The organism is Acinetobacter sp. SK-43, from assembly GCF_015351505.1.
In the GTDB taxonomy this organism is placed as follows: domain Bacteria; phylum Pseudomonadota; class Gammaproteobacteria; order Pseudomonadales; family Moraxellaceae; genus Acinetobacter; species Acinetobacter junii.
The window spans coordinates 1-19,497 of sequence record NZ_JADKPY010000085.1 but is presented as its reverse complement, the minus strand read 5'-3'; the positions used below and the strand labels follow the sequence as shown (position 1 = coordinate 19,497).

Here is a 19,497-nt window from a genome sequence, read left to right as displayed (position 1 = left end):
TCCTTTTTATTGATTTTATTCACTTGTTACTCGGTTAACTTCTTGCAAAGAGGTGATCCCTTGCATTACCTTTTTTAAACCAGAACGGCGTAGATTATTGAAACCAGCCTTTTCAGATGCTGCTGCAATTTGTAGTGCATTTCCATCTTCCATAATAATCTTGGAAATCTCGGGTGTCACTTTCATTACTTCATAAATACCGACACGCCCTTTATATCCTTCACGACAAGCATCGCAGCCGACAGGTTGAAAAATTTGAAAGTCAGGGTTGGCTAAATCTTGTTCAGTGAAGCCCATTTCTAAAAGGCTTTGCTTAGGAATCTCGATAGGTTGTTTGCATTCCGAGCATAGGCGGCGGGCTAAACGTTGAGCAATCACTAGATTAACCGAGGTTGCAATATTGAAAGAGGGAACCCCCATATTGCGTAGTCGTGTGAGTGTTTCAGGAGCGCTGTTGGTATGTAGGGTTGACATCACCATGTGACCTGTTTGAGCTGCCTTAATTGCAATTTCAGCTGTTTCGAGATCACGAATCTCACCGACCATGATGACATCAGGATCTTGACGTAAAAATGCTTTTAATGCTGCTGAGAAAGTTAAACCTGTTTTAGGGTTGACGTTAACTTGGTTAATACCTTCTAAGTTAATTTCGACGGGATCTTCTGCGGTCGAAATATTGGTATCTTCTGTATTTAAGATATTTAAACCTGTATACAACGATACAGTTTTCCCTGAGCCTGTTGGACCTGTAATCAGAAGCATACCCTGAGGCTTTTCTAATGCACTCATAAAGAGTTCTTTTTGTTCATCCTCATAGCCTAATGCTTCAATACCTAACATTGCGCTTGAAGGATCTAAAATACGAAGAACCAGTTTCTCTCCAAATAAAGTTGGAAGTGAGTTAACACGAAAATCAATCGCTTTAGTCTTAGATAGTTTAAGTTTGATGCGACCATCTTGAGGCATACGCTTCTCAGAAATGTCCATTTGAGACATGACTTTTAAACGAGACGCTAAACGAGTTGCGAGTTGTAGTGGTGGGTTTGCAATTTGTCTGAGTACACCATCCACACGATAACGCACGCGATACATTTTTTCATAAGGTTCAAAATGTAAGTCAGAGGCTCCCATGCGAATCGCATCAATCAATAACTTGTTGATATATTTGACGATAGGTGATTCATCTTGATGGTTTGTATCATCATCCTCAGTCGTGTTGTTTGTATCAGTCGATGCAACATCAACATTATCTAAGTCAAAGTCGTCATTTTCCCCAAAATCAAAACTGCCGCTATCTCCAAATTGCTGATCAATCAGTTTTTCGAGTTTATTGTGCTCAACAATCACAGGTTCGATATTTAATTTGGTATTGAACCTGATTGCGTCTAATGCATCAATATTCGTCGGGTTACTGGTCGCAACATACAAAATCTGACCACGTTGAATGAGTGGAACAACACGATGTTTTTGAATCAGTTTGCTGTCAGTTATTTCACGAGGTAATAGAGCTGTATCAAATACAGCAAGATCAAAGAGTGGCTCACCAAACTCTAAAGAGATGCTTTCCGCAATTGTCAGAGGTGATAGACGATGATGTTCAATTAAGTGAGCAACAATATCTTGTTGTGCTTTTTTTGCAGCATCAATCGCACTCTGCATATTTGATGCAGCAATGTGACCATCATCGACTATGCGTCGAATAAACCCCGAAAATTTTGGAGACGTATGTATTCCTGACATCTGTCCGCCTTATGACAATATGGTTATAATAGCTATATATCAAAATTATACTTTCGTTACGTAAAATTACTACCATTGAAAGTGTCGTTTTTGACTTGATTAAGCTTTAAAACTTTGAACTGATCGAATCTTTTGCAAATTTATTTTTATCATAAACTTGTAGTTATGATGTTTTGAATAAATAAATGTCTCAGCCAACCAAATCCACTTTGGTTAAACTGATAATACTCTTTTTCATCCCATAGTCACTGCTTTAAATTCAAACGATATAAAAAAACTGAATTTTCTAAAAAACTGTGTAAAATATGCAGCATTTTTTAGAATTTATTCGTAGGTTGGCGGAGTATGTCGAATTCGACCATTACCCCTTGGGTTGTTGGCAATTGGAAAATGAATCCAATGCATGCTGACGCTTTAAAATTAGTAGAAGAATTTAAACTGTTACTACAACAGGAACCTATTTCTCAAGCGGCATGTCATATTGGTGTTTCTCCAATATCGATTGCGCTTACAAATATACAAGCACATTTAGCTGAATTTAATCGAACAATCTATACGGTCGCTCAGGACGTTTCCAAAATTGCTGGCACAGGGGCATATACAGGCGAGGTCAGTGCTGAATTGCTAAAAGATAGTCAAATCGAATTTGTACTGATTGGACATTCTGAGCGTCGAGAGTTATTCGGTGATAATGTAGAAATCATCAAGGCTAAACTCAACAATGCTTTAAATGCAGGATTGACTGTGATTTATTGTGTTGGTGAAAGTTTAGAGCAGCGCGAGCAGGGCGCTGCTGAACAAGTTGTATTACAACAAATTTGTGATATCGCAGCGATTGTGAAGCCTGATCAATGGCAGCATATTGTGGTCGCTTATGAGCCGATTTGGGCGATTGGCACTGGAAAGACTGCTTCTCCTGCTGATGCGCAAATGATGCATGCAAAAATTCGTGAAGGTTTAAAACAAATCACACCTTTCGGAGCAAATATTGCTATTTTGTATGGCGGAAGTGTGAAAGCTGAGAATGCTGTTGAATTAGCTGCATGTCCAGATATTAATGGCGCTCTTGTTGGTGGTGCATCACTCAATGCGCAATCCTTCTTCCAAATCGCAAAAGCTTTTGCTCAAAGCAAATAACGAGGAATAGAAATGTATAGTTTTATACTCGTTGTACATATCATTTTGGCAATTTTGATTATTGCTCTGGTTCTTGTACAACAAGGTAAGGGTGCTGAAGCTGGCGCATCTTTTGGTGGTGGCGGTGCTGCCACAGTATTTGGTGCTTCGGGTGCAGGTAACTTCTTGACCCGTTTAACTGCTATTTTTACTGCATTATTTTTTGTAACTAGTTTGACCTTGGCTGTGTTTGCTAAAAAACAAACGACAGATGCATATACGCTTAAATCAGTTCAAACGACGACAACAGCTCCTGCCTCATCGTCTGAAACTTCATCAAACGCGCCAAAAACAACTGAATAAGTTGATTTAGGACTTTTCTTTTTCGCTTTAAACGAATAGAATGCGTCCCACAAAGCTGCGGTGGTGGTGGAATTGGTAGACACGCTACCTTGAGGTGGTAGTGCTTTCGGGCGTGGGGGTTCAAGTCCCCCCTTCCGCACCAAACTTAATAACCAGTAAGTTTGGTGTATGCAGTGTTTTGTTGATGCGGGATGGAGCAGTCTGGTAGCTCGTCGGGCTCATAACCCGAAGGTCGTTGGTTCAAATCCAGCTCCCGCTACCATTTGATTAAGGTGCAACTTAATCAAGCAAGTATGAAAACTTGAATTGACTTTTTTTCATATTTGTATATAATTTTTGCACGTTGATGCGGGATGGAGCAGTCTGGTAGCTCGTCGGGCTCATAACCCGAAGGTCGTTGGTTCAAATCCAGCTCCCGCTACCAAGTTTCTTAAAAGAGGCTCACAATAAGGTGGGCCTTTTTGCACAGTGGGCAATGCTTTTCTGTGTAACATAGGGGCGATTTACGCCCTTTTTTATTGGTTGTTTAGCTATCGTGTAGTGTTCGACATCAATTGGTCAAATAGTCGTGCTTCACTATACGGTTAAGATTGATTGGCTCGCATGAGAGCGACGAGAGTAAATGAAATTATCAAATAAATCTCAAGCATTGCATGATCTTATCGCGCCAGCTGTAGCTGCGTGTGGTGTAGATCTGTGGGGGATTGAATTCCTTCCACAAGGAAAGCGTTCTTTATTACGTATTTATATCGATAAACCTGTCGATGAGAACGCAGAACCTATTCTGAATGAAGATGGTGAATTAGAACAAGGGCGTGGTATTGGCGTTCAAGATTGTGTGCTCGTTACACAACAAGTGGGTGCAATGCTTGATGTTCATGATCCTATTTCTGGTGAATATGCTCTTGAAGTATCATCACCTGGTTGGGATCGACCATTTTTCCAATTAAATCAATTACCAGCATATATTGGACAACAAGTGGCTTTGCGCTTGATTGCTGCCGTCGAAAACCGTCGTAAGTTTCAGGCGAAATTGCTTTCTGTAGATTTGGAAAATGAACTGATCCAAGTTGAAGTAGAAGGTAAACACGTGCTTGAAATTGATAGCAATAACATTGATAAAGCAAATTTAATCTATCAAGACTAATATTAACTTAATTTTATAAGAAATCGGTAGGTGACTTATGGGCCGCGAAATTCTTACCGTTGCAGAAACGGTTAGTAATGAAAAAGGTGTTAGTCGTGAAGCGATCTTCCAAGCGTTAGAGCAAGCCCTTGTTGCAGCAACGAAGAAAAAGTTTTACGAAGGTACACATTCAGAAGAAGCTCAACTTCGCGTTGAGATTGATCGTAAAACAGGTGATTACCGTACTTTCCGTCAATGGACTGTTGTTGCGGACGAAGATCATGAAATGCCAGCTTGCCAAGATGCAATTTCAGATGTAGATCCATCGAAATGGTCGATTGGTGATGTGCGCGAACTTGAAGTTGAGTCAATCGAGTTTGGTCGTATTGCTGCACAGATCGCAAAACAAGTGATTGTACAAAAGATTCGTGAAGCTGAGCGTGCATTGGTTGCTGATGCTTATGAATCGAAAGTCGGCGAGTTGATTTACGGTGAAGTGAAAAAGCAAACGAAAGATGGCTTTATCATTGATCTGGGCGACAACGCAGAAGCTTATTTGGCGCGTGAAGAAACGATCCATAAAGAAATTTTGCGTCCTAAGCAACGTATCAATGCAATTTTATATAGCGTGAATCGTGAAGGTCGTGGCGCACAACTTTTGTTGTCTCGCTCACGTCCAGAGATGCTAATTGCATTGATGAAAAAAGAAATTCCTGAAATTTCAGAAGAAATCATTGAGATTAAAGCAGCAGCACGTCAACCAGGCGTTCGTGCTAAAATTGCAGTGAAAACTAACGATCACCGTATTGATCCTGTTGGTGCTTGTATTGGTATGCGTGGCACACGTATCCAAGCAGTACAACAAGAGTTAAATGGCGAGCGTATCGATGTTGTGGTGTGGTCTGATGATCCAGCACAATATATCGCAAGTGCTTTAGAGCCAGCAGATGTATCTGGTATCGTATTAGATGAAGATGCACGCAGTGCAGACATCATTTTTGCGACAAATGATCAATTGGCGCGTGCGATTGGTTCACAAGGGCAAAATGTTCGTTTGGCATCTGAATTGACGGGTTATAAACTCGACATGATGTTAGAAGAAGAGTATCGTGCTCGTCAGCAAAATGAAGCTCAACAATATCTCGATATGTTTGTTTCTCGTCTTGATATTGATGAAGATTTAGCAATGGCATTGGTTGAGATGGGCTTTACTTCATTAGAAGAAATTGCTTATGTCCCAGCTGAAACATTTGATGAAATCGAGCTTGAGGCTGATTTAGTTGAATTGTTACAAAGTCGTGCGAAAGAAGCTGCATTGACGGATGCGTTAAAACAGCAAGAAAATATTCAAGAGCCAAGTGCAGAACTTCTCGGTATGGAAGGTATGACGACTGAGATTGCATATGCATTGGCGGCGCGTGGTGTGATTACGATTGATGATTTGGCTGACCAAGCGACTGACGATATCTCAGATATCGAAGGTTTAGGTCATGACAAAGCAGGTCAGTTAATTATGAAAGCACGTGAATCATGGTTTAATTAGGAGATAATAGATGACGGACAAGTCGATTCAAGAGTTAGCGCTCAGCGTAGAACGTCCTGTAGAGAAACTCCTAGAGCAGGTTCGCGATGCAGGTCTACCACAGCGTAAAGCAGATGACATCATTACCACTGAACAGCAAGATACTTTGGTCAATTATTTGAAAAAAGTACACGGTCAGGAAAGTGGTAACACAGGAAAAATTGCGTTGAAACGTAAAACAACGAGTACTGCTAAAGTAACAAGTACATCGGGTAAAGCTAAAAACATTAATGTTGAAGTGCGCAAAAAACAAGTATTTGCGAAACCGAGCCCTGAGTTACTTGCAGCAGAAGTAAAAGCGCGAGCTGAAGCTGATCAGAAAGTACGTGTTGAACAAAAAACACGTGTTGAAGCTGAACAGAAAGCCCGTGATAGTGCTGAGCAAAAAGCTAATGCAACTTTAGAAGCAATGCGTGCAGAGCATACTTCTGACAGTTCAACACAAGCACCAGCTAAAACAGCTGTTGTCGTTAAAAAACGTAACAGCGACAAGATTATTAAAGCACCTGTTGTTAAGCCAACAGAAACGCCAGAACAGAAAAAAGCTCGTGAAGCTCAAGCGGCTCAGTTAAAAGCTACTGAAGAAGCTGTACGTCGTAAAGCTGCTGAAGAAGCACAACAGCGTACACTTGAGCAAATGCGTAAAATGGCATCAAAATATTCAAATGATGATGCTACGACTACGATTCGCGTGATTGATGACTCTCCTTTAGCTGCTGGTCTTGTTGGTCAAGCATATGAAGATTCATTCAACAAAGAAGACCGTGAAATCAAACGTGGTGGTGCAACTGCAAATCCGCGTGCTGGTAAGAAAAGCGGTCGTGGTGGCGATGCTCAAGCAGAGCAAAGTTTCAGTAAGAGCCATCACAAGCGTGGTTTGAAAACGAGCCAAGCGAATAAACATGGTTTTGAAAAACCTGTTAAGAAGCAGATTTATGATGTTGAGATCGGTGAGAAAATCATTGTTGCTGATCTTGCTCAAAAAATGGCAGTTAAAGTCCGTGAAGTAATCAAAACACTCATGAAAATGGGTGAGTTAGTTACTCAGAACCAAGCAATCGATCAAGATACAGCTGTACTGGTCGTTGAAGAATTAGGTCATAATCCAGTACTAGTTTCTGATACTCAAGCAGAAGACAACTTACTTGAAGCTGCTGAAGAAGCACGTGGTGAGCAAACAACTCGTCCACCTGTTGTAACAATTATGGGTCACGTTGACCATGGTAAAACGTCATTATTAGATCGTATTCGTCGCTCTAAAGTGGCAGCTGGTGAGGCGGGTGGTATCACTCAGCACATTGGTGCTTACCATGTTGAAACTGAGAAAGGTATTATTACTTTCCTAGATACACCTGGACACGCAGCGTTTACGTCTATGCGAGCTCGTGGTGCGAAAGCAACAGATATCGTAGTACTAGTAGTTGCTGCTGATGATGGTGTAATGCCACAAACAGCGGAAGCGATTGATCATGCTCGTGCAGCGGGTACGCCGATCATTGTTGCAATCAACAAGATGGATAAAGAATCAGCTGACGTTGACCGTGTACTTAATGAGTTGACTACAAAAGGTATCGTGCCTGAAGAATGGGGCGGTGATGTTCCAGTTGCGAAAGTATCTGCGCATTCAGGTGCTGGTATCGATAGCTTACTTGACCTTATCTTGATCCAAGCAGAATTGATGGAGCTTAAAGCTTCAGCAGAAGGCGCGGCACAAGGTGTAGTAATTGAAGCGCGTGTTGATAAAGGTCGTGGTGCAGTTACTTCTATCCTAGTACAAAACGGTACTTTGAATATTGGTGATCTTGTATTGGCTGGTTCATCTTATGGTCGCGTACGTGCGATGTCAGATGAGAATGGTCAACGTATTACTTCGGCTGGACCATCAATTCCAGTTGAAATTTTAGGTTTACCTGAAGCACCGATGGCGGGTGATGAAGTTCTAGTCGTAAATGACGAGAAGAAAGCACGTGAAGTTGCTGATGCTCGTGCAGATCGTGAACGTCAAAAACGTCTTGAACGTGCAAGCTCTATGCGTCTTGAAAACATCATGGCGTCTATGGGTAAGAAAGATGTTCCGACTGTGAATGTTGTACTTAAGACTGATGTACGCGGTACTTTAGAAGCATTACATGTTGCACTTGATGAGTTATCTACTGATGAAGTGAAAGTACGTGTAATTGGTTCAGGTGTTGGTGCGATTACAGAATCTGACGTTACTCTTGCAGAATCTTCAGAAGCTGTATTATTAGGCTTTAACGTTCGTGCAGATAACACAGCGCGTCAAAAATCTGACCAAGATGGTATCGACATTCGTTACTACAGCGTTATCTATCAATTAATTGATGACGTGAAAGCAGCAATGAGCGGTAAACTTGCTCCTGAACATCGTGAAACAATCTTGGGTGTTGCTCAAGTTCGTGAAGTGTTCCGTTCAAGTAAGTTTGGTGCTGCTGCAGGCTGTATGGTAATGGAAGGTGTAATCCACCGTAACAAACCAATCCGCGTCTTACGTGATGATGTGGTTGTATTCCAAGGTGAGCTTGAGTCATTACGTCGTTATAAAGATGTAGTAGAAGAAGTTCGTGCTGGTATGGAATGTGGTCTTGCGGTTAAAGGTTATAACGACATCAAAGAACTTGATAAAATCGAAGTTTATGATGTTCAATTGGTTAAACGGAGTCTTTAATGGCGGGTAGCCAACGCTTAAAGCGCATGGCGGATTCAGTACAACGTGAGTTGTCAGAGTTGATCCGTCAGGAGCTTAAAGATCCACGCTTAGGTGGTCTAGTGACCATCTCTGCGGTCAAAGTCAGTGCTGACTTAGGATATGCTGAAGTTTATGTAACCGTGATGGGGCGTGAGCTTGGTGATGAGCAAAGTGAAGCAGCAAATAAAGAAACTTTAGATGTGTTAAATAAAGCATCTGGTTTTCTGCGTCATGAGCTAAGTCGTCGTATTAAGACACGTATTACCCCTAGATTGCGTTTCCATTATGATAAAACCAATGCATACGGTAACTACATGTTTGGTTTGATCGCGGAAGCTGTCAAGGATCTGCCTGAACAAAGGCAAGAGGATAAAGAATAAATTTAAAAAAGCCACCTTCGGGTGGCTTTTTTACGATGAGAATATATTGTTTAAATCACAAGGTTTAGTTTTGATCTTCTTTATTTGCTGTACGACGATAACGTTGCCACGGTAGAGGACGATTTAATGCTTCTGGCACATCACCACTCATAGAACGTAATCGTAAATGTATCGCAGCTTGTGCCATCAAATTGGCTGAAACTGGCGCTGTGATAAAGATGAATAGAGTGATAAGTAATTCTGCAAAGCCAAACTTTCCTTGAGTTGCACCAAAGATCATCGCAGCAATTAAGAAACTACCTAAACCTAGTGTGCTTGATTTTGTGGGTGCGTGTAGGCGCATAAATAAATCAGGTAAACGAATCATGCCGATGGAACCCACCAGCATAAAAAATGCACCAAAAATCAAAAAGAAGGAAATAATTATTTCAAAAACAAATTGCATGATATATCTCCTTAATCGATCACATGACCCGTTGTAAAGTAACGAGCAAGAGCCGCAGTTGACACAAAGCCCAACATGGCAACCAGTAGTGCGCCTTCAAAGACATTCGTGCTGACCCAATACACACCTAAAACGATAATCAGACAAGTCGCGTTCAGGAAAAGCGTATCCAACGCCAATAATCGATCAATCACTGATGGTCCTATGATTAAGCGAATTAGGCAAAGAAACATAGAGATCGTAATCGCAACTAAGCAAATACCAAGAGCATAAGGCAAGATTGTCATTGTTCTACTCCTTGCATTGGCTTGACATTAAAAATCTCCAATAAAGGTGTTTCATATCTATTTTTGATTTCTTGAATATCAAGTTCTGCATTATCTGAACTGAGTGCATGAACTAGAATATCACCTCGCTCTTGATCAATACCTGCTGAAACTGTACCTGGTGTTGTGGTGATGATCATCGCAAGTAATGTATTAACTTCTTCATGTTCCGTTTCAAGCGGTACTCGATACCATTTAGGTTGTAAGTGATCTATTGGTCCAAGCACCATCCGTGCAACACGAAAGTTTGAAATCACGATATCCCAAAACACAACAAAGAATAATTTGATAGCAGGTATCCAATGTATATGTGGTGTGCGTGCGATGAAAGGGCGTACTAATCGTGGAATAATAATGGCTAACAAGGTAGCTAGAAATAATGTTGATAGTTCAACGCTTCCTGACAACATTAACCAACTGAGAAATACCATAAATGAAACAAATGGGTGTGGAAACCACCGATCAAGCAAAGCGATTTTTTGCATGTTAGTGTTCCTCCATCGGTTTTAATTGACTGGCATTTGGAATTGTTGGTGCTTCAAGTGTTTGTTCTGCAATCTGACGTTGTTTGTATTCCGAAATGTGCTCACCTTGCAATGTTGGTTTAGAAATCACATTTGGAATCAACAGGGCATTGTGATCTTTTACTTCACCACCATATTTCGTTTCTGGCAAATAGCTAGGATCATAAGGTTGTACGCTAATAGGGCGACCTTGATCATCAAGTTTTAATATTGCTTCATTATAAAGTGCATGATTTTGAATTTGCTGTGCAGTCGCAGTCATATAATTTTGTACTGGGGCAGCAAAAACGACATAACTCATCAAGCCGAATAAAATGACATAAATCACGGTGTCATTACGATTAGGTGCTTTTTCAGGTAAATCTTGATAAGTAGCAAATGCTGCTTCATCAGGATTGTCTTCAGGTGAGGTCGCTCGCCAGAACAGAATAAAACCTACACGTGTTAATGCGATGATACTCAGTAAGCTGACAACTAGAATCACAGCAATAATCCAACCTTGATAAGCTGTTTCAGCTGTTGCTTGAAGAATAAAGACTTTACCTAAAAAACCGCTAAACGGAGGTAATCCAGCCATCATAAGTGCGATGGTGAAATAGGTAAATGCAGCTGCTTTTTCTTGCTTTATTTTTGGTGCGATTTTTAAATGATCTTTAAACTCGCCACGTTGTGAAGTCATCCAGCCACAGAATAGATAAAATGCTGCAGCGATTAATGTACTATGCACTAAATAATAAAGACCTGCTGCCCAAGCTTGGGTGTTTAGCATAGCGATCGCAATCAGTAATGTTCCAATTGACGATAGCACCATAAACCCAACAAAACGACGTAAGCGATCTGCTCCAAGCGCACCAATTACACCATATAGAGATGTCATTAATCCAATAACCAGTAAGACATGCTTTAAGATGTCTTTTGCCATCGCATCATCGAATACCGTTCCATTGACACGTAATATGGCATAGATACCTACTTTGGTCATGATTGTGAAAATCGCTGCAACAGGCGTGCTCGCTACAGCATATGTTTTCGGTAGCCAAAAACCCACGGGCAACATTGCGGCTTTGATACCAAAGACAACGAATAACAAAAAACCACCAGCAATCGCGAGTTTGTGCTGATCATTGTCTAGGGTAGGGACAAGACGGCTGACATCAGCCATGTTTAAACTACCGACACTTCCATAGATCATGCCTAAACCGATGAGGAAAAGCGCCGAGGCAAGTAAATTAATCGTGACGTAATGAACGCCAAGTTGAAAGCGAGGACGACCTTGACCATGCAGTAATAATACGTACGATGCCATCAACAAGATTTCAAAAAATACGAATAGGTTGAACAAGTCACCTGTTAAGAATGCACCAGATAATCCCATGAGTAGGAAGTGGAACATTGCATGGAAATAGCGACCACGAGTATCCCAATTATCACTGGCATACCAAAGTATAGGGAGCGCCAAACCATAAGTTAATACCAGCATGAAAGCTGAAAGTCGATCTAAGACTAAAACAATACCAAAAGGTGCAGACCACTCACTGAGTTGATAAACCGTTATCTGACCTGTGCTCGCTAACAGTAAATAGCTCACTGCAGTAATCAGCCCCAAAGTGATTGAACCTAAACTAATACTCCGTCGCCATGGTTGACGCCAATCTTGTTTTAAAGAACCAGAACCAGGATTTCCTAAAATTAATAGAAGGAAACTTGTAAATGCAGGAATTAAAATACTAAAAATTGGAGCGTGACTTAGCCAAAAATTTGAAAAATTGAACATTATGGCTCATCCTCGCGTGGGTCATATGTCAAGGTTGGTTCCTCTTTGGAGTCAACATGATCCGTACCAGACTCATAACGACTGCGTAACGCCAATTGCACAATAAATGCGGTTGTTGCAAAACCAATTACAATTGCTGTCAAAACTAATGCTTGAGGAAGTGGGTCGGTTACTTTGGTTGCTTCAGTTAAAATAGCAGGCGCGTTGACTTGTAAGCGGCCCATTGCAAATAAAAATAAATTCACTGCATAACCAATCATGGCAAGTCCAAGAACGACAGGAAATGTCCTTGCACGCAAAATCAAATAAATGCCTGTTGCAGTTAGTAATCCAATTCCCGATGCGAGTAAAAATTCAATACTTACCATTTTATTTATCTCCACTTGGGATTGGACCCGACATACTTGAGTGGCGAGAGTCACCTAAAACTGAAATTAACAGCATCGTGGCACCCACAACAGTGATGTATACGCCTAAATCAAATGCAGCCGCAGAAGCTAAATGCATTTTGCCTAGAAGCGGAGGCTCAACATAAATATGAGCACTGGTCAAGAATGGACGTGCCCAGTACCACGCGGCAATCCCAGTTAAACCTGCAATCGTGAGTCCAGAACCAATCCATATCTCATAAAGGCGACCAGATTTAGCTTTGATCATTTGCTCTGCCTGATCTTGACCTAAAACGATATATTGAATAATCAATGCCATCGAAGTAATCAATCCTGCAATAAAGCCACCACCAGGATAGTTATGACCACGCAAGAAAATATAAACACTAACCACTAATGCAAGAGGAAGTACCCACGAAGCAGTAATACGTAACATTAACGGTGACGGATTAAAACGATAGCTAAGACCTTGCGTCATGGTCGTACCATGAGCACGCATACCATCCATTAGACATAGGGCGCCGATTGCAGCAATACCAAGTACTGCAATTTCCCCAAAAGTATCGAAACCACGGAAATCAACTAGGATCACGTTGACAACATTTGAGCCACCGCCTAATGGAATTGACTGTTGCAAGAAGAACCAAGAGATAGAATTATGGTCTCTGGTTAGGATTAACCATGTAATCCAACCGATGCCAAAACCTCCAGCAATTGCCAAGCTTGCATCACGCCAACGACGAGGACGACTTGATTCGTATGGTGTTAATTGCGGAAGTAATGATAGGCTCATGAGAAGCAATACAGTGGTGACAACATCAACTGTGATCTGAGTTAATGCAAGATCTGGAGCAGATAAAGTCACGAAAACCATAGTCACGACTAAACCAACGGCTCCGCTGATTAACACTGCCTTGATACGTTCATGATGGAACCACAGCATCATCCAACATGCTGAGAATAGAGTAAGCCAAAGAACGATTGCGATCCAAGGTGCATGTGTAAGTTCTCTAGTACCAGTGGTTAAGCCTTGATTGAACAAAGGTAAGGCGACCATGATGATGCTGAACAAAACGATCCAGAGCAAATAGCTTTGTAATGAACCATTTTCAGTTTTTTGCTTAAGTTTGCGGCTATTCAATAATAAATGTTTAAGGAATAACTCGAATAAAATCTTTCCTTGAAACTTGCCTAAATACGGATCTAAATCGATTTTACGAATGCGACCATCTTTGGCGAGGCTAAAATAGAAAATTGCACCGCCAATTAATGCAACCACACTCATTAGCAATGGAGCATTGATGCCGTGCCAAATCGCGAGATGTGTACCTTCAAAATTTGGTTGCATGAGACTAGCACGTGTCACGCTGTTGACCATCGTACCTGCAAGAAGGGCAGGGAAAATACCGACTAAAATACATAAAGTCGCAAGAAAAATTGCAGGTAAACGCATACCTAAAGGTGGTTCATGCGCATCTTTATTCGAGACTTGATTCCCAAGCTCGCCGTCGAAAAACACCCCGTGAACTAGACGAATCGAGTAACTGACTGCAAATATGCCTGCCAAAGTTGCAACGATAGCTGAAATGACCATCACGGGTCCTGACAAATTAGCGAGCAATTCGGTAAAGAACATTTCTTTGGAAATAAAACCATTGGTCAGTGGAACACCTGCCATTGAGGCAGCTGTGATCATAGTTAATGTGCCAGTGAATGGTAATAACTGCCAAAGACCACTAAGCTTGCGTAAATCTCGTGTGCCGCTTTCATGATCAATAATGCCAGCTAGCATAAACAATGCAGCTTTGAAGGTGGCATGGTTAATGATATGGAAGATTGCGGCTGCTAGAGCAAGAGGAGAACCAATACCAAGTAAACAAACAATTAAACCTAAATGACTAATTGTTGAATAAGCCAATAAACCTTTGAGATCTTCTTTGAAAATCGCAAAACCTGCTGCCATACACAAGGTAAACAGACCAACAAAAGTTACGATATTGTGATAAAGCGCAGCACCAATAAAAATAGGTGCTAAACGAGCAAGTAGAAAAATACCTGCTTTTACCATAGTCGCTGAATGTAGATATGCAGAAACAGGCGTTGGTGCAGCCATCGCATTTGGTAACCAAAAGTGGAATGGAAACTGGGCACTTTTGGTAAATGCACCTAATAAAATTAATAATAGTGTCGGAACGAATAAGGCATGTTGTTGAATTTCATTTTTCATCAACACCAGTTGATCGATTTGATAGGTCCCTGTAATTTGCCCCAAAAGAACAAATCCGCCTAGCATCGCTAATCCACCCATCCCTGTAATGGTGAGTGCCATACGTGCGCCACGTTGAGCAGCATCGTACTGACTCCAGTAACCCACTAAAAGAAATGATGAAATACTGGTAAGCTCCCAAAAAACTAAAAGGATCATCAAGTTGTTTGAGAGTGAAATCCCGAGCATCGCTGCCATGAACAACATCAAAAGTTGATACAGTTTAGCTAACGAGTTTTTAGGACTTAAATAATAATAGGCATAAATATAAATAAGCGTACCGATACCGCTAATCAGTAAACTAAACAATAAACCTAAAGCATCTAAACGAAAGCTTAGATTGATCCCAAATTGCGGAAGCCAGTCCCAGCTTTGTACGAGCGGTGTGCCCTGAAGAACCGTTTCTGCTTGAGTTAGCAGTAATAAAAAACAACTCAGGCTAATGCCTATCGCCCCTAGTGCCGTCACACCACGTGAAAAACGTTGCAGCTGTGAGACAAGGGTGGTGCCGAGTATAAGCGGTAATAAGATAATAATCGGTAGCACACTGGTATCCATGTCGATGATTTAGATCAAAGGACCTAAGGGTGAATTTTCTTCCAAGATTCACAGGCATTCAAAGAGATTGCCAAAGTTTCAAATCTCGAAACCCAATCAAGTTAACGGAGGCAGCAAGTTGTATTGCACAACTTGAAAATAAAAAATGAGTTTTATCTTACTATAAAACATCAACAAAAACCCGATGGTATTACATGAAGTAACAACATTCTAGCAACTCAAAAGCCAAAAATCGTTCACCAAAACAATCAATTAAAGTGAAGTCTCTTGAGGGGTATCATCTATTTTTAACAGATTGAATAAATCAGTTTTTTCTTGTGGATTAAGTTCCTGTATTTGATGAAATAACTCATCCACTTTACTTACAAGGGTTTCTGTTTCTAACAAATTATGCGTATGAGCAACGTTAGTTCCTTCACTCCATACCAGTTGATTATAAAGTTGCGAGAGTTGGTTTTGAGATTGTGCAAGATTGATTTCGTAGATTTCGTTGGCATCCAAACGTAAACATTGATAATCAAGCGCATGTTCTAAAAGCTCATCTCGGTTACCTGTTACGATGATTTGTAGTCTAGGGAATGCAAGATGTAGTCGCTGTAGAATTTCTGCTGAGAAGTTTTGATCAAGTTGATGATCAACCTGATCAATTAATAAAATCCCATCACCTTCTAAGCATGGATCGAAGCAATGTTGGTTAAGCAAACATAAGCGACGTGTCACATCACCGATCAGTGCGATCCATGTTTTGAGGGAGGCTGATAATTGTTGAAATGGAATGAGTTGCTCTTTGTAGCGCACCATCAATTGCAGTTTTGGTACATATTGTATAAATAAATCAGTAACTTCTGGGAAAACTGTATGTAGACTTTTTTTCAGAGCATATAAGTTTGGTGCAGATAGTTGTTTGGGATGATTGGCAAGTTCTTGTTGAAGCTGCTGTAAAATTTCAGACTGATTTTGTTGTTTGAAATCATTCCCCATTAAGCGTCGAACAATATGAGCAGAGTGCGCATTTTCCACGTCACTGATTTCTCGTAACCATTCAAAAAAACGTGCAAAGGTTGTGTAGGGAAGTGCTGTTAAATCATATGCCGCAATTTCTTGCAAAATACCTGGAACATTTTTGCTTTGTAGATTGACTTCTTGGACGAAGCGTTCAGCAGGATAGTAGGCAATCAGGGGTAAGCCGAACAAAGGATCTTGCAGGCTGGTTTTCTGATAAAGATTCACCACTTGATCTAGTTGTTGAGTTTCAACCTGACTGATACCAACGCCTTGACTATTAAATGTTTTAAATAATTTCCATGAGCAACTATACGTATCTGTTTCTAGAGCAGAACTACTTTCAGCAAGAGCACCATTTAACTCAGAACTGATCCTAATGTTGACTTGAACTTTTGCTTGAAGTCGAGTCAGCATAATATCTTGATCAGAGATCACTACGCCTGCGGTTCGAATATCTTTGAAACGTGCTGAAAACCAAGTCAGGGCTTGGTAAATATTTTTTAAAACTGTGGTTTTGCCTGTCGCCTGATCACCAAGGATTAAGGTAATTGGGCGTTTTGCAGGGTGAAATTCAACAGTTAAATCTCGGAACATTCCGACATGTTTAAATTGAACCGACTCGAGTTGCATAAGCTCACCTCAATCCTGAGCGCTTTATCCTGCGGACTGGCGAAGAGTTGAGGGAGCGCATCGTTTTAATTGTTGTATTAAGTCATATAGATGATGAATATTTAGACTTACTTTAGCACGTGTACACGCAACGTAAAGTAATCTCAGCTCTTCATCTGTAATTTTATGTTCCAAGCCATTTATTTTAAATTGATAGTCATCTTCGATGTGTACGCGATTCCACTCTAAGCCTTTAGCTTTATGAGCGGTTGAAATGACATAATCAGCTTGTTCAATCGGGGTGATTTTAGCTAAAGCGCGTTTGAGTGGCTCAGTCCCATGATCATCAACTAGTTTCACTAAGGGTTTGATATCACTGCCATCATTCGTTTCACAGTATTCATGTACATCATGCCATGAGTTAAACCAAGCAAGCTCTGGTACATCGGTGATGCGTTTACCTTGTTTGAGTAAACTGGCAGCATCAACAAAACGACTCAGTTTTTGGTGATCAGCTTGTAAGCTGACTTTATCGCCATGGACTAAACCTGAAAGTAATAACTCCATCGCTCGTGCATTCGTCCGACATAAAATCGCATCGCGCATTTTGGTATGCGGTTTGTTGACGACATTGGACTTAACATTTGGATTGCCGAGTAAAGGGACAGTTTCATTCAACGCACCTAGTATGGAGTTTGCTACATCAGCAATCGCATCACCAAAACGGAATGAAGTCGTCAAGCGACTTTCATGTAAGGGCATTTGCTGCATTGCATTGACTGCGCCACGCCATGCATAAATCTGCTGATGTGCATCACCAACATAAATCACTTGGGTACTTTTTTGACGAAGTAATATGCCAAGCATCAGAGGATCTGCATCTTGTGCTTCATCAAACAAGACATAATCTGTTGGAATATTGGGTTCTGATAAAGCCCATAATTTCAAATAAATGTCATGCCCAATACCTGCTTGATGATTTGGATCAATCGATTCTAACCAACGTCTTTCTACTGCAGGGTAAAGGTGTTGTTGTAACGACTCAATATCATCTTGGTGCAACCAGCTAGGTGCTTGAATGTGACGAGGCGCAGGATATTGCGAACTTGTCGAGCAAAAATAACTGACCGCATTTGCCACTAAACTTGCAAGTCGACTAGGCATGAGTACATATTTTTCATAACGTCCCCCCATAAGGCGACGTAATGTAATCGGCTCAAGACGATATTCTTTAGCGATAAAACTTGGGCTTAAACGTGGTAAGCGTAATTTATCAGTCACGCCACGAGGAACGCTGCGAAAGGCAAGGGAGTGAAAGGTTCTGCAATTCACATTGCCATGAAATTTATTTTGCGCTTCAGATGCGATGGCTTTGTTAAATGCCAAATACATACCACGCCGTTCAGGCATGGCATCACTGATCATTTGTAATGTCGTGGTTTTACCTGTGCCAGCATACGCAATCACTTTAAATGATTGTCCTAAACGAGCATTATCTATGGCAATCGCTTGCTCGTAGGTAGCTTTGGGTTTCTCGTGATTTGACACAGGCTCTAATTACGCTTCTTTGCTACGATTTGCTTTTTCAACCAAACCAGATAGACCTTGACGGCGAGCAAGTTCATCTAAAACTTCTTGCGGATCAAGATCGAAATAGCCCAACATGACAATACTGTGGAACCATAAATCGGCAACTTCATAAATGAGGTCATGTTTGTTTTCGAGAGAGGCTAGTGCGGCATAATCTTTGGCTGCAATAATGCTTTCAACACTTTCTTCACCGACTTTCTCTAGAATTTTATTGATGCCTTTTTTGTATAGACTTGCAATATAAGAACTATCTGCGGCAGCATTTTTACGCTCTTGCATCAAGCGACCTAAATACGCAAGTACATCGACTTGTTCACTGTGGTTATGCTCGTGAGTTTCTACTTTCGCTGATACACCATAAATCGCCGTTGGATCTTTCAGCTGGGCATCTACAATCTCCCAACCTTGAGGGGTCAGTTTGCGATAGAAACAAGATTCACGACCTGTATGACAAGCAATACCACCATGTTGTTCAATTTGTAGAATAATAACGTCAGCATCGCAATCTAGACGGATTTCATACACTGTTTGGAAGTGTCCAGATTCTTCGCCTTTGTGCCACAATTTTTGACGTGAACGTGAGTAATACACCGCTTGATTCTTTTCAGCCGTCAGTTGTAATGCTTCACGGTTCATCCATGCAACCATTAACACTCGACCAGTTTGATGATGTTGGGCAATGGCTGGAACAAGACCATTGGAATCAAATTTAACTTCATCTAACCAGTTTGACATGAGTGAAAAATCCATTGAGTGGAAAGCCGTTAGTGTAGCGTTTGTGGCTTAGGTTGGCTATGCTTGTTGGGTAAAAAGTCATGGATCAGGCTTTAAAGATAGTTTGAGATTTCAATCAAGTTCTGATCTGGATCACGAAAATAAATCGAAAGGATTTTTCCCATCGCACCTGTTCTTTCGATTGGACCTTCAATGATTTTAATGTGCTGTGCCTGAAGGTGCGCAATCACTTCATGGAGCGGTGTTTCCGCAATAAAACATA

At 41.0% G+C, this 19,497-nt stretch carries 16 protein-coding genes, 3 tRNA genes and 1 pseudogene; 9 read left to right on the top strand and 11 right to left on the bottom strand.

Annotated elements, in window-relative coordinates; translation table 11 throughout:
• Positions 1-15 precede the first annotated feature (15 nt).
• Positions 16-1,740 carry a type IV-A pilus assembly ATPase PilB gene (pilB, locus tag IRT38_RS16915; RefSeq protein WP_194598307.1) on the bottom strand — a complete coding sequence of 575 codons (1,725 nt, stop codon included), beginning with the start codon at positions 1,738-1,740 and terminating at the stop codon, positions 16-18.
• Between the two features lie 345 nt (positions 1,741-2,085).
• Here pilB and tpiA point away from each other — a divergent pair, with 345 nt between their 5' ends.
• From tpiA to IRT38_RS16870, 9 genes are all read left to right on the top strand, one after another.
• Positions 2,086-2,877, top strand: a complete 792-nt coding sequence (gene tpiA / locus IRT38_RS16910; RefSeq protein ID WP_194598306.1) for a triose-phosphate isomerase — start codon at positions 2,086-2,088, stop codon at positions 2,875-2,877.
• Between the two features lie 12 nt (positions 2,878-2,889).
• Positions 2,890-3,219 carry a preprotein translocase subunit SecG gene (gene secG / locus IRT38_RS16905; RefSeq protein WP_004916847.1) on the top strand — a complete coding sequence of 110 codons (330 nt, stop codon included), beginning with the start codon at positions 2,890-2,892 and terminating at the stop codon, positions 3,217-3,219.
• Between the two features lie 57 nt (positions 3,220-3,276).
• Positions 3,277-3,361: transfer RNA gene (locus IRT38_RS16900), tRNA-Leu, on the top strand.
• Positions 3,362-3,404: 43 nt separating this feature from the next.
• Positions 3,405-3,481 (top strand) — tRNA-Met (locus IRT38_RS16895).
• Positions 3,482-3,566: 85 nt separating this feature from the next.
• A tRNA-Met gene (locus IRT38_RS16890) sits at positions 3,567-3,643 on the top strand.
• A 198-nt stretch (positions 3,644-3,841) separates the two neighbouring features.
• Positions 3,842-4,366 carry a ribosome maturation factor RimP gene (rimP, locus tag IRT38_RS16885; protein WP_004916844.1) on the top strand — a complete coding sequence of 175 codons (525 nt, stop codon included), beginning with the start codon at positions 3,842-3,844 and terminating at the stop codon, positions 4,364-4,366.
• Positions 4,367-4,403: 37 nt separating this feature from the next.
• On the top strand, positions 4,404-5,888 hold the full coding sequence (nusA, locus tag IRT38_RS16880; protein ID WP_004916840.1) for a transcription termination factor NusA: 1,485 nt from the start codon (positions 4,404-4,406) through the stop codon (positions 5,886-5,888).
• Positions 5,889-5,898: 10 nt separating this feature from the next.
• A complete protein-coding gene (infB, locus tag IRT38_RS16875) occupies positions 5,899-8,613 on the top strand; it encodes a translation initiation factor IF-2 (RefSeq protein ID WP_112987098.1) in 2,715 nt (904 codons plus the stop codon).
• Entirely contained in the window at positions 8,613-9,014 is a 402-nt protein-coding gene (locus IRT38_RS16870) for a ribosome-binding factor A (RefSeq protein ID WP_194598305.1), read from the top strand. The genes infB and IRT38_RS16870 overlap by 1 nt, the downstream gene beginning before the upstream one ends.
• Positions 9,015-9,078: 64 nt before the next feature.
• On the opposite strand, the gene IRT38_RS16865 is transcribed toward IRT38_RS16870, so the two are convergent.
• The 10 genes and pseudogenes from IRT38_RS16865 to IRT38_RS16820 all read right to left on the bottom strand — a co-directional run.
• The gene (locus IRT38_RS16865; protein WP_004916830.1) at positions 9,079-9,459 is read right to left on the bottom strand and encodes a Na+/H+ antiporter subunit G; all 381 of its coding nucleotides are present in this window, start codon (positions 9,457-9,459) and stop codon (positions 9,079-9,081) included.
• A gap of 11 nt (positions 9,460-9,470) precedes the next feature.
• On the bottom strand, positions 9,471-9,746 hold the full coding sequence (locus IRT38_RS16860) for a monovalent cation/H+ antiporter subunit F (protein WP_151830101.1): 276 nt from the start codon (positions 9,744-9,746) through the stop codon (positions 9,471-9,473).
• Positions 9,743-10,270, bottom strand: a complete 528-nt coding sequence (locus IRT38_RS16855) for a Na+/H+ antiporter subunit E (protein ID WP_099949289.1) — start codon at positions 10,268-10,270, stop codon at positions 9,743-9,745. Before IRT38_RS16855 ends, IRT38_RS16860 begins: the two co-directional genes overlap by 4 nt.
• Before the next feature lies 1 nt (position 10,271).
• Complete coding sequence (locus IRT38_RS16850; protein ID WP_194598304.1) at positions 10,272-12,083, bottom strand: monovalent cation/H+ antiporter subunit D; 1,812 nt, start codon at positions 12,081-12,083, stop codon at positions 10,272-10,274.
• Positions 12,083-12,451, bottom strand: a complete 369-nt coding sequence (locus IRT38_RS16845) for a Na+/H+ antiporter subunit C (RefSeq protein WP_004876507.1) — start codon at positions 12,449-12,451, stop codon at positions 12,083-12,085. Before IRT38_RS16845 ends, IRT38_RS16850 begins: the two co-directional genes overlap by 1 nt.
• Position 12,452: 1 nt before the next feature.
• Entirely contained in the window at positions 12,453-15,296 is a 2,844-nt protein-coding gene (locus tag IRT38_RS16840) for a monovalent cation/H+ antiporter subunit A (RefSeq protein ID WP_194598303.1), read from the bottom strand.
• Between the two features lie 252 nt (positions 15,297-15,548).
• Complete coding sequence (locus tag IRT38_RS16835; RefSeq protein WP_194598302.1) at positions 15,549-16,931, bottom strand: AAA family ATPase; 1,383 nt, start codon at positions 16,929-16,931, stop codon at positions 15,549-15,551.
• Between the two features lie 24 nt (positions 16,932-16,955).
• Positions 16,956-18,458, bottom strand: a complete 1,503-nt coding sequence (locus IRT38_RS16830; protein ID WP_004916813.1) for a UvrD-helicase domain-containing protein — start codon at positions 18,456-18,458, stop codon at positions 16,956-16,958.
• Between the two features lie 9 nt (positions 18,459-18,467).
• Complete coding sequence (gene hisIE / locus IRT38_RS16825) at positions 18,468-19,235, bottom strand: bifunctional phosphoribosyl-AMP cyclohydrolase/phosphoribosyl-ATP diphosphatase HisIE (protein ID WP_005403584.1); 768 nt, start codon at positions 19,233-19,235, stop codon at positions 18,468-18,470.
• 92 nt (positions 19,236-19,327) lie between these two features.
• Positions 19,328-19,497 (bottom strand): annotated as a pseudogene (locus IRT38_RS16820) (VOC family protein); the annotation flags it as partial.

Bases quoted from the DNA above. Each gene is read 5' to 3' on its own strand.
- pilB (WP_194598307.1), bottom strand. From the start codon at position 1,740: ATGTCAGGAATACATACGTCTCCAAAATTTTCGGGGTTTATTCGACGC.
- tpiA (WP_194598306.1), top strand. From the start codon at position 2,086: ATGTCGAATTCGACCATTACCCCTTGGGTTGTTGGCAATTGGAAAATG.
- secG (WP_004916847.1), top strand. From the start codon at position 2,890: ATGTATAGTTTTATACTCGTTGTACATATCATTTTGGCAATTTTGATT.
- rimP (WP_004916844.1), top strand. From the start codon at position 3,842: ATGAAATTATCAAATAAATCTCAAGCATTGCATGATCTTATCGCGCCA.
- nusA (WP_004916840.1), top strand. From the start codon at position 4,404: ATGGGCCGCGAAATTCTTACCGTTGCAGAAACGGTTAGTAATGAAAAA.
- infB (WP_112987098.1), top strand. From the start codon at position 5,899: ATGACGGACAAGTCGATTCAAGAGTTAGCGCTCAGCGTAGAACGTCCT.
- IRT38_RS16870 (WP_194598305.1), top strand. From the start codon at position 8,613: ATGGCGGGTAGCCAACGCTTAAAGCGCATGGCGGATTCAGTACAACGT.
- IRT38_RS16865 (WP_004916830.1), bottom strand. From the start codon at position 9,459: ATGCAATTTGTTTTTGAAATAATTATTTCCTTCTTTTTGATTTTTGGT.
- IRT38_RS16860 (WP_151830101.1), bottom strand. From the start codon at position 9,746: ATGACAATCTTGCCTTATGCTCTTGGTATTTGCTTAGTTGCGATTACG.
- IRT38_RS16855 (WP_099949289.1), bottom strand. From the start codon at position 10,270: ATGCAAAAAATCGCTTTGCTTGATCGGTGGTTTCCACACCCATTTGTT.
- IRT38_RS16850 (WP_194598304.1), bottom strand. From the start codon at position 12,083: ATGTTCAATTTTTCAAATTTTTGGCTAAGTCACGCTCCAATTTTTAGT.
- IRT38_RS16845 (WP_004876507.1), bottom strand. From the start codon at position 12,451: ATGGTAAGTATTGAATTTTTACTCGCATCGGGAATTGGATTACTAACT.
- IRT38_RS16840 (WP_194598303.1), bottom strand. From the start codon at position 15,296: ATGGATACCAGTGTGCTACCGATTATTATCTTATTACCGCTTATACTC.
- IRT38_RS16835 (WP_194598302.1), bottom strand. From the start codon at position 16,931: ATGCAACTCGAGTCGGTTCAATTTAAACATGTCGGAATGTTCCGAGAT.
- hisIE (WP_005403584.1), bottom strand. From the start codon at position 19,235: ATGTCAAACTGGTTAGATGAAGTTAAATTTGATTCCAATGGTCTTGTT.